7 protein-coding genes are annotated in these 10,667 nt (G+C 73.8%); 1 reads left to right on the top strand and 6 read right to left on the bottom strand.

The window, feature by feature from the left end; translation table 11 throughout:
* Positions 1 to 20: 20 nt before the first annotated feature.
* Positions 21 to 1,070, bottom strand: coding sequence for an esterase-like activity of phytase family protein (locus ID574_RS25210; RefSeq protein WP_442939321.1), 1,050 nt, complete (start codon positions 1,068 to 1,070; stop codon positions 21 to 23).
* A 440-nt stretch (positions 1,071 to 1,510) separates the two neighbouring features.
* On the opposite strand from ID574_RS25210, the gene ID574_RS25215 reads away from it, so the two are divergent.
* A complete protein-coding gene (locus ID574_RS25215) occupies positions 1,511 to 2,740 on the top strand; it encodes a sensor histidine kinase (RefSeq protein ID WP_188191398.1) in 1,230 nt (409 codons plus the stop codon).
* Positions 2,741 to 2,749: 9 nt separating this feature from the next.
* Here ID574_RS25215 and ID574_RS25220 read toward each other — a convergent pair whose 3' ends face one another.
* The 5 genes from ID574_RS25220 to ID574_RS25240 all read right to left on the bottom strand — a co-directional run.
* Positions 2,750 to 5,533, bottom strand: a complete 2,784-nt coding sequence (locus tag ID574_RS25220) for a poly(A) polymerase (RefSeq protein WP_188191399.1) — start codon at positions 5,531 to 5,533, stop codon at positions 2,750 to 2,752.
* Positions 5,533 to 7,266 (bottom strand): RNA ligase family protein, encoded by a 1,734-nt coding sequence (locus ID574_RS25225; RefSeq protein WP_188191400.1) that lies wholly within the window; start codon positions 7,264 to 7,266, stop codon positions 5,533 to 5,535. Before ID574_RS25225 ends, ID574_RS25220 begins: the two co-directional genes overlap by 1 nt.
* An 82-nt stretch (positions 7,267 to 7,348) precedes the next feature.
* Positions 7,349 to 7,912: a dihydrofolate reductase family protein gene (locus ID574_RS25230; protein WP_188191401.1), complete on the bottom strand. Its 564-nt coding sequence runs from the start codon at positions 7,910 to 7,912 to the stop codon at positions 7,349 to 7,351.
* A gap of 98 nt (positions 7,913 to 8,010) precedes the next feature.
* The gene (locus ID574_RS25235) at positions 8,011 to 8,361 is read right to left on the bottom strand and encodes a DoxX family protein (protein WP_188191402.1); all 351 of its coding nucleotides are present in this window, start codon (positions 8,359 to 8,361) and stop codon (positions 8,011 to 8,013) included.
* A gap of 123 nt (positions 8,362 to 8,484) precedes the next feature.
* The coding region (locus ID574_RS25240; RefSeq protein ID WP_188191403.1) for a S8 family serine peptidase at positions 8,485 to 10,667 on the bottom strand (2,183 nt) is incomplete at its 5' end.

Here is a 10,667-nt window from a genome sequence, read left to right on the forward strand (position 1 = left end):
GGGCCCGCACGGCGCGTGAGCTAGCGAAGCGGCCGGGGGAGCCGGATCGTCAGGATGCGGCTGGTGACCCCGGAATCCACCAGGCGGCCGTCGGGGCCGAAGGTACCGAGGCCGAAGTCGTTGTCGTTGGCGACGGCGATCGTCTTGGGGTCGAGCACCGCGACGCCCTCGATCTTGCCGGGCAGGCCGTCGATCGCCGCCAGGTCCACGGCCAGTGACTTGGCCGCCACGGTGACGTCCGCGGGAAGGGCCGCCTCCAGCGACGGCGTGGTGGCCGGATCGTCGTGGACGCCGCCGAGGAGGTCGGTCGCCTTGCGGAGATCGACGGTGTAGAGGCGGGAGACGGCGTCGGTGCGTTCCTGCAGCAGCAGGCGGCCGGGCCGCAGCACGGTGAGGGCGGAGATCTTCATGTCGCCCTGCTCCGCGGCCGGGTCGAAGGTGGCGACGTCCTCCATCTTGTACGCCCATTCGCCGGTGGGCCGCCCGGTCCGGAGGTCCACGCGGAGGATGCGGGCGACGCTGGAGGCCTTGCCGGTCGCCTTGTCCGGGTTGGCCAGCGGGCTCTGTACGGCCAGGTACAGGGCGCGTTCGGCGGGCGAGATGCCGAGCGCCTCGATGCCGCGGTTCTGCTGGCGGGTGGCGAAGACCGCGGGCAGCGTCTCGTGCACGGGGTAACCGGCTCCGGTGAGGCCGAGTCCCTTGGGGACGTACCTGGCCTTGACGCGGCCGTCGCCGGCCACGTGCACGAGCGAGGGAGAGTACTCGTCCACCAGCCAGAAGCCGTCGTGCCCGTCCGTGACGACGTCCTCGGTGTCGAGCCCGTTCGGGTCGTAGGAGAGCCGGGTCAGGCCGTCCCAGGTGTAGGGCGTCTCGTCGTGACCGGCCTGGTTGGACAGGCCGGTGATCGGCGTGCCGTCGGACTTCTTCAGCGGGATGCTCCGTACGATGCGCGCCTTGCCGTCCCGCACGGCCACGCGGACGATCGCGGGCGCGAACTCCGGCACCGGGAACGTCCGCCGCTTCTCGCCGTTGACCTTGGGCTCGCCGTTCGGGCCGCGATCGGTAACCATCCAGTACACGCCCGGGCGTCCGGCAGGGAACAGGCCGCTGCCGACGCCGCCCAGCTTGACCCCTCTGGAGTCCCGTACGATGCCCGCCTCGAACGTGGCCAGGTCCGCGCGGGCAGCGTCACGTCGGACAGGACCCGCGCCGGCCCTCCTGGTGAGGCGGCCGCCGGTCCGGCCATCGTGGTGGCCAGTGCCGTGCCGACGGCGAGCGCGGCGATGAGGTGACGAGACATGACGCTTCCCTTGGGGCAAGTTTGGAGATAGGGGTGCAAAGTACCGAGGTTCGATGTCCGATCGCCGAAGCCGGAGTGAACACCCGCATACGCCGTGGGTGGGGATGGTTGGCGAGGGATGTCGTGATCCGCGCGAATCCGCCCAGAGGGGGACACGGGGTGCGGCGCTGGGCTGATGACCACCCTCATGTGGTGATCTAGGCTCCGCTCATGGCCGACTCTCCCCCTTCCCCTGCCGTGTCCGACAGCGGCGCCGGGCGACGTACGACGCGGCTGAGGACGATCGACTGGCTCCTCGCCGCCGTGATCGGCCTGTTCGCGTTGGTCGAAGAGCTGAGGAACCCCGCGGACCTGCCTGACCGGCCGGTCCTGGCGCTGTGGCTGGGCGGGGCGCTGCTGACCGCGTTCCTGGTGCTGGTGCGGCGGCGTTTCCCGTTCCCGGTGGTGTGCGTGTTCACCGGGGCCAGCCTGGCGGTGTTCCTGCTGGCCCAGCAGCCGCCGGGGGCCTGGCAGTGGTACACCCAGTTGCTGCTGCTGTTCACGCTGCTGACCGTGGTCGCGCCGGGCAGTCCGCAAGGGGTGGCCGGGCTGGCGATGACCGGGGTCTTCCTGTCGGGCATGTTCCTCGCCGGGCACACCGGGGTGGAGGAGTACGCGGTCGCCGTCGTGATGGTGATGATCGCCGGCGGCACGGGGGTGGCCGTGCGGCGGCACGGGCTGCGGGCCGACAAGGCCGACGAGGCCGACGCGCACAGCCGGCTGCTGGCCGCCCGCGCCGAGCTGCTCGCCCGCGAGGCGGTGGCCCGCGAGCGCGCCCGCATCGCCCGGGAGCTGCACGACATCGTCACGCACAGCGTCAGCGTCATGGTGATGCAGGCCGGCGGCGTACGGCTGACGCTGCCCGAGGAGCGCCGGCGCGAGCGCGAGGCGCTGGCCGTGATCGAGGAGACCGGGCGCGGCGCCGTGGAGGAGCTGCACCGCATGCTCGGCCTGCTCCGGGCGGCGCCCGCGGGCGACGAGACCGCCCCGCAGCCGACCCTCGACCGGCTGGCCGAGCTGATCACCCAACTGCGCTCGGCCGGGCTGGACATCGCGCTCCAGGTCGAGGGCACGCCGCGGCCGCTGCCCGCCGGCCTGGACCTGTCCGCCTACCGCATCGCCCAGGAGGCGCTCACGAACGTCCTCAAGCACGCCGGCCCCACCGAGGCCCTGGTGAAGATCACCCATGGCGACGCCGCGCTGCGCCTGGAGATCGTGGACGAGGGGCCCCGCGACGGTCGCGCCGGCCCCGCGGCGCCCTCGGAAGGGAACGGTCTGACCGGGATCAGGGAGCGGGTGGCGCTGTTCCACGGCGTGCTCGACGCCGGGCCGCGCGAGGGCGGCGGGTACCGCGTGCACGCCGTGCTACCGCTGCAGGCCACCCTGTTGGGCAGCCGATGAGCGCGAACGCTAGGTCAGAGTGGGTACGGCGCCGCCTTCGACCCGCTCGACCGTGACCCCGGCCAGGCCTCTGACCCAGCCGGCGGCGAGCTCGGCCAGCTGGGCGGCGGCCGGCGGTGTGCGGCCCAGTCCGATGGCGTAGCGCGCCGAGCGCGGGCCCGACTCGAACGGCCGGGGCCAGGCGTGCGCGTCCGGCACCCCGGCCTCCTCCAGCGCGGTGAGGAGCTCCAGCATGCGGCCCCGGGCCCGGCCGAGCGTCGCGTCGAACTCCTCGGCCCGGTCCGCCCGCAGGGTCACCACGGCCCACGCCGCGTGACGCCGGTGGAGGGGCGGGGGTGCGGACAGTTCGGCGGAGCGGCCGCTCCCGATGAGCTCCCAGGCCTGGTAGAGCTCCTGCGTGAGCAGGTCCCTGCCGCCGGCGGAGATCTGGCGCGCGCAGTTGCGCATCGGGTCGCTCGGCGTCATCACCGTCATCGGGGCCGGCTCGGCCGGAGTGGCGGCGGGCGTCAAAGCGACGGGGTCTCGCCAGTTCCAGGCGGCCCACGTACTGAAGAAGTCCTCCAGCAGGTCGCCGCCCTCCCGCACGGTCCGCGCCGCCAGCACCGTCCAGGCCAGCCCCGGAGGCCCGCCGAACGGCGCCGAGTCCAGACCGCGGGCCCTCGCCCACGCCTTCACCTGCCTGGCGAGACGGGCGAAGCGGGCGTGATCGGCGCCGACGGCGGCACGTATCGCGTCAGCGTCACTGACCGCGCTCATGGCGATCGCGGCCGCCTGGCCCAGCTCGGCGCGGCGGGTCAGCGCGTGCGCGGGGGAGAGCGGCCCGGAGGCCACCACGGTGAGGTCGACGTCCAGGCCGGCCACGTGGAATCGCAGGCCCGGCACCCTGGCGCCGATCACCTGCCGCACTCGGCCGGCGTCGGGCAGCGCCTGCCGCACCCGTGCCTCCACCTCAACCGGGTCCGTCTCTCCCGGCAGTGCCGCCACCAGGTCCAGGTCCGCCGCCGGCAGCTCGCATCCCATGCGCCGGGATCCCGCGACGTGCACGACCCCCGGCCGCAGCGCTTCCGTCAGACACCGTACGACCAGGTCTGCCGACGCCTTAAGATCCGGGCCTTCGGCGGCCGGCACCTGGGTCTCGGGCAGCCACCGGACCTCGCCCGTCCCCAGGGTGATCACAGCTCGCGGGCGCATGGGCTCGTCCGCCCGGCGCGACAGCAGCATCACGTCCCCGACCTGCGCCGTCATGGCGTCGATCCGGACGTCGAGACGTCGCGGATCATCGACGCGCCCCAGCGTCAGGTGCGGCGTGAACCCTTCCGCCCGCCCCTTGCAGCGGGGGAAGCGCTGTCCCAGCGCCCGGCGCAGGCCGGCCCACGGCGCCGGTCCGTCGGCGGCGGGGTCGAGCCAGACTGTCGCGTCGTCCCGGTGCCGGAAGGCCCGCACACCCCGCAGGCGTACGGGGAAGGGCTCGACCTCGGCGGCCGCCTCGGCCAGCAACGGCGCCGCCGGCTCGAACTCGGACTCCGGTACGAAACCGAAGAGCAGGTTGACGTGCGGCGGCCAGCGGTCGATCCGCGGATCGTGCGCCCGGCGGACGTCCTGGATCGGCGGCCACAATTCCGGCGGCGGCACCCACGCCACCGCCGTACGGGCGGTCGGGGCCACGTCGAGCACCCCGGCGGCCTCGTCACGCACGTCCGCCGCGACGTCGAGGACCGCTTCCACGCCGTAGTGATCGGAGATGTACAACCCCTCGGGCGTCGGCGTGTCACCGCGCAGGGCCGCCGAGACCACCCGAGGCCGGCCCCGTAGCAGGACGCGGTCCAGCCGCGCGGCCCTCCCGGACCGGGAGGAGATCGCCGCCAGCGGGTTGGCCGGCGGGTCGAAGGTGGGGGTCTGGTCGTCGGCCCCGTACGCCTCCGTCCAGGCGTCACGGAGCCCGAGCGCGACCGCGGGGGCGTCGGTGCCGTCGTTGAAGTCGCCCAGCAGCACCAGGTCGCCGTCGATTCCGGCCAGCCCTTCGGCGATCCGGTCCAGCTCGGCTCGCCGCCTGGCGGCGCCGTCGGCGGTGTGGTCGCTGGTCAGGTGGGTGACGGCGACCACGAGGGGACCGCCCTCAGTGTCCACGACGACGGCGGACACCGCCTTGTGGGGGCCGAGCTCGTGCCAGGCGGCCTCCCGCACGGGCAGCCGGCTGAGCAGGAGCAGCCCGCAGTCGTCCACGTCCGCGCCGTCCGGGCCGGTGCCGACAGTGTAGCGGGCGCGTACCCACGGCGCCGCCAGCAGCATGGACAGCAGCTCGGACTCGACCTCCTGCAGCGCGATGACGTCGGCGTCGGCCTCCTCCAGGGCCGCCAGCAGCAGGGGCCGGCGGCGGGCGGTGTCGATGCGCTCGCCGTCGTAGCGGTCCCACAGCGTGTTCCACGTCAGGACGCGCAGGGCCGCCGTCGCCGGCGCCGCATGTCCGGAGCCGGGCCGCCAGCCGCCGTCCGCATCCCACGTATGCGGGGTCCTGGCCGTGAAGAACGGCGCCCGGAGGCGGCGCGGGACCCGCGCCCGGCCGGCCTCGCAGGTGTCCACCCGGTCCAGCCCGGTCGCGCGGTCCCACACCAGCTCCCCGTCCGCCTCCACGAACAGCACCCGGTGCCAGGGGATGTCCCCGCCCGGGGCGAAGGCGGGCAGCGGGATGCGCTTGGGCGCGGCGCCCCGCTGGCCGACGCCCAGGACGAAACGCGACGGATCGAACCGCGGGTCCCAGCGGACCCGGTGGTAGACCTCCTCACTGGTACGCATCACGCCTCCTCCCCGACCAGGGCGCCGTCCGCGTCCTCGACCGTGCCGGAGGCGCCGACGTACCAGGTGCGATGGGCCTGCCCGGGATAGGGCGGGACGAACCGGCGCGCCTGCGCGGCGAGCACGTGCGGCGGCACCGGGTGGGCGCGCCGGTCGTTGCGCCGGTGCAGCTCGTCCTCGTCCACCAGCATGACGGCGTGCGTCGTGAGCGCGTCGCGGCGGCGTGCCACGGCGTGCACCAGGGAGCGCTGGTGCTGGTTGAGCGAGGTCGCGTCCCACACCACGATGCCGCCGCCGGCCAGCGCGGCGTCGAGCCGGGCGAGGCCCTCGCCGAGCACCTCCCGGTTGGCCCGCTGGTCGGCCCGCGACCCCCGGGCCTCGCGCAGGTCGTCCAGTGACAGGCGCACGTCGATCCCGGGCAGTCCCGCCGCGAACGTGCTCTTCCCGCTGCCCGCCGGCCCCACCAGGTGCACCAGCCTGGGGAACCTCCCCGGCCGCCACCGCCAGGTCGCCGCCACGGCCTCCTCGACCGTGGCGATCCGGCCCCTGGCGTACGCCTCCCGCGCCTCGGCCCAGCACCGGTCGGCCGCCTGCGGGTCGAGTCCGGCGAGTGCCTCGCGCAGCCCGGACCGCAGGGGCTCCAGCGGATCCGGCCCGAGCAGCCCGGCGTCCTCGGCGTGCAGCGCCGACCATTCGACCTGCTCGCGGGCCTGGTCGTCGGCGTGAGCGGCGGGCACGGCCGCCGCGACCGCGTGCAGCACCCCCAGATCGGCGGCGAGCGCCATGCGGGCCAGCCCGGCCCGCCGTTCCTCGTCGGGAAAGGGCCGGTGCAGGCCCGTGTGCAGCCCGACCAGATCCGCGACGCGGCGGGCCGGCCGCATGCCCAGCGGCCTCGCCAGCCGGGCTGCCAACCAGGCCCGCGGCAGCTCGTGCAGGGCGGCGGCCAGCACACCCTCCAGCCGGGCGTCACCGTGCCGCCCGATCACGTCGAGCCTGCCCGCCGCCTCGGCCACGGCCGCCTCGGCTCCGGCGGGGTCCTTGACGGCGATGCCCACCGCGTCCAGCAGGGCGGCCACGTCGGCGTCCGCCCCCGACCGCACCGACCACAGCGCCGCGGCCGGGCCCAGGGTGTTCGGCACCACGGTGGCGTGCATCCAGTGGGTGCCGGTGCGTACGTGCTCCCGCCGCACCCACTTGGCCACCCGCCCGGCGAACTCCTCCCGTCCGAACCCCTCGACGGTCCGGACGACGTACCCTTCCTGCCGCTCCGTGTCCAGCCGCAGAGCCCGCAGCGTGCGCTCGTCGAAGACGCCCCGCCACAGCACCGGCGGCGCCGGGATCCCCAGGTCGCGCAGGAAGGAGACCGTGCGGTCCCAGTCCAGGCACCGCTCGCCGGCCCAGACCGAGAACCCGTAGAACCAGCTCTCCAGCTCCCGGTAGGGGATGGAGTGCCGGGCGTACATGTTCTCCCCGCACACGCGCCATCCGGCCGGGATCCTCGCGCCGATCCGCCCCTGCAGGCCCTTCACCCACGCCCGGGACGGATGATGCGCGGAGTCGAGGGACCGCGCGTGCATGCCGTCGGGGTACAGGGTGGTGTTCTCCCCGTCGAGCTTCTCGGTGACCACCACCTCGCGCCCCCGCAGCCCGGACAGGTCGCCTGCTCGTACGTCGTCCGCGGTGGCCCCTGGCGACCAGGGCAGATGCGGGGTGCGTGGATAGTGCACGGGCATGATCCCCTCCCCCTGACGCCTGGCGTCACTGTACAAGCGGCCAGGAAAGCGGATCTATCGAATAACCGGGGGCCGCTTCGCCTCAGGAACGCTCCGGCTCGTAGTGCAGCGCGGTGATCCCGCACGCGAACGGCCGGGCGGTGACGAGGCGGAGCCGCTGGTTGACGCCGAGGGCGGGGAAGACGGGCATGCCGGCGCCGATCGCGGTCGGGTTGACGAACAGGTGGAATTCGTCCACCAGCCCCTGGGCGATGAGGTTCGCGACGAGCGTGCCGCCGCCGTAGACGATCAGGTCGCCGCCCGGCCGGGACTTGAGCCGGCCCACGGTCTCGGCCAGGTCGCCGCCGGCGACGACGGCGTTCTCCCAGGGTGACTCGGTGAGGGTGTGGGAGATGACGACCTTGGGCGTGTTGTTCATCCAGTCGATGGACGCCTGGTCCTCGCCCTCCGGGCCGGACGCCCACGCCGGTATGAATCCCTCGGCGAGCCTGCGGCCCAGCACGATGCAGTCGACCGACTTGGTGAGCCCGTCGACGTAGGCGTTGAGGTCGTCGGTCCAGGGGTGCGTCAGCCAGTCCATCGCACCGCCCGGGCCGGCCATGTAGCCGTCGACGGTGGTCTGGACCTGGAGCTTGAGCTTGCGCATGAGGTTCGTCCCTTCGGGTTTTCGGCGGCGCTCGCCGTCGATGTCTCCACAGTGGCGGAGTGCCCTTACGCTCTCCTTCCGCCGGGCTTAAGACTGCATCACTGCACGATGGTGAGGGCGAGAGAGGCCACGGCCAGCGCCAGGAAGCCGCCGGGAGCGGCGATGTTGTGGAACACGCGGGTGTGGACGTGGACGGCGACCGCGCCGACGAAGAACAGGACCAGCCCGATGGCGGCGGCGACGCCGATGAACCGCATGCCCAGGAGCCCGAGGAGCAGCCCGGCGGCTCCGGCGGCCTTCAAGGCGCCCAGCAGCGGGACCCAGGACTGCGAGATGCCGAGTTCGGCCGCGTTCGCGAGGACGAACCTGGCCCGTGCGAAGTCGGCGGCAGTGGCGCTCAGGTTGGCCACGATCGTGATGAGGGTGACGACTACGTACGCGCTGAACATGCGTACCACCTCCGCGTCTGACGACGGAGGCGATCACGCGTGGCGTGACATCGCCCGAAGGTGATCCGGATCACACCGGCCGGCGCTCCCCGGACCCCGCGGGGGTCCGGGGAGCTGCAGCCGTCAGCCGACGGCGTAGGCGCGGAGGACCGTCTGGGTCACTCCGGAGCCCGCCGTGTCGGTCACCGTCGCGCGGAGGGAGACGAATCCCGCCGTACGGGGGTTCGGCACGACGGCGGTCCAGCCGGTGCCGGCGCGCTGGACCGGTACGCGGCGCCAGCTCGCGCCGTCGTCGGTGGACATCTCCAGCCGGACCGACCTCGCCTCCGCCTTCTGGGATCCGGGATTGCGCTCGATCCACAAGGGCAGACGGGTCGCGGTGCCAGGCTCGGCGCGGTTGGAGTCGTCCAGCCCCGTGGGACGGTAGCGGACCGCCATCAGCGGCAGCGGCCGCTCCCCGTCCGTGGTGGCGGACCTGAACGTCCACACGGACGTCACCTCGGTGGACAACGCCGAATGCGGCACCTCCCTGCGCATCGACGCGGTCAGCGTGTACGCGCCGGAGCCGGGGGGCAGGTCGGCCCGCAGCTCACAGCCCTCCGGCTGGAAGACGGCACAGTTGGAGAGGTCGGCCGTGACCAGCGTCCGCCCGTCCTCGGCAAGGGTGGCGGTGCCGGTGGCGGCGACGTCCGATCCGGTACGCCCCGGCCCTCCGTCGGCGAACATCCCCAGCCCCGAGAAGGTCAGCCGGTCACCGGTACGGCTGCCGCCCGGCAGCAGGAAGGACGGCCCGGTGACCGCGGCGTTCCACACCTCGCTGGTGTGGCCGCGCCGCATGAGCCGGCCGCCGTCGAACATCAGCGACGTGCCGACCTGGAGCCCGCTCTCGAAGGTGAGCCCGGGGGTCCGGTAGTGGACGAGCGTGCCGGGCAGGGGGATGTCGCCGATCGGCGCCGCCAGGCTCGCGCCGGGGAAGTCGACCACGCGCAACCCGGCCATGGGCGTGCCCGTGGCCGCCACGCCCGACGCGCGGTAGGTCGCGGTGACCTTCGCCAGATCCTTCTGCCTGGCCTCGTAGGTGGGATCGTCGGGGATGCCGCCGGTGTGGTGGTGGACGAGGTCGTAGACGTACGGGCTGGGGGAGACGTCCTTGCTGACCCACGTGGTCGTCAGGGCGTAGGTCAGACCCGGCACGCGGGCGGGAAGGACGTGGAGCTCGGTGTTCTGGCCGCTCGTCCACATCCAGGAGTTCCACGCGCCGTGCACCAGCCCGGCCCCGAAACCGTCCGTCCGCTCGGCGCTCGGGTCGTCGAGCGTGACCTCGGCGGCCTTCGCCTGCCGCAGGTCCACCGTGAGCTGACGGTCGCCGCCGTCGATCGTCAGCGGGGAGGCGGCGATCGTCAGGCTGAACTTCCCGTCGATCCTCTCGCCGACATCGGTGTAGAGGTTCCAGTCCCCTTCGGGCAGCCGGATCTTCGCCACGCCGTTCCGGAAGGCCGGTATGTGGACGGTCCCGGTCTTCGCGTCGTAGATCTCGCTGCGCATGGGGGTGGCGGGGAGACCCTGCCGGTTGAGGACGGTGATGGTCACGTCGTACGACTCCGGCTCGACGTACGCGCCGGCCAGGGTGCGGATCACCGTCTCGCCCGACGTGGCGGTGACCGCTCCCGGGTAGTCGCCGGGCGCCTTCCCGCCGGCGTCGATGGTGAGCGTGACCGACGCCTCCCCCTTGGCCGGGACCGTGACCTCGCGGGCCGGGAGCTTCAGCACCTCGCCCTGCGCCGACAGGTCCAGGGTGACCGGGGCGTCGCCCGCGTTGGCGTACGTGATCGTCCTCTCCGCCGTGCGCTCGCCCGAGCCGTTCCACGGGAACGCGGCCCACAGGTTGACCTGCGCGGCCGTGACCTGCTGCGTCAGGACGCGCCCCAGGTCGATCAGCCCGGTGCCCTGCTGATAGGGCGTCGCGCCGGCAACGGGTGCGGCGCTGCCGATCAGCGCGGCCTTGAGCCGCGCGCCCGTCCACCCGGGATGGCGCTGGGCCAGGATGGCCGCCGCCCCCGTCACGTGCGGGGCGGCCATCGAGGTGCCGCTCAGCGACCGGTATCCGCCCCCTGCGGCCGCGGCCGTGATGGACACCCCCGGCGCGACCACGTCCGGTTTGATCGCGTGGTCGCTCACACGCGGCCCGGGGCTGGAGAAGTCGGCCATGCGGCCCTGCTTGTCCACCGCGCCCACGGTCAGCGCCGCGTCGGCGCTGCCGGGAGTGGACACCCTGCCGGCGGGGCCGCTGTTCCCCGCCGCCGCGA

It is taken from the genome of Nonomuraea sp. SYSU D8015 (genome assembly GCF_008065375.1).
In the GTDB taxonomy this organism is placed as follows: domain Bacteria; phylum Actinomycetota; class Actinomycetes; order Streptosporangiales; family Streptosporangiaceae; genus Nonomuraea.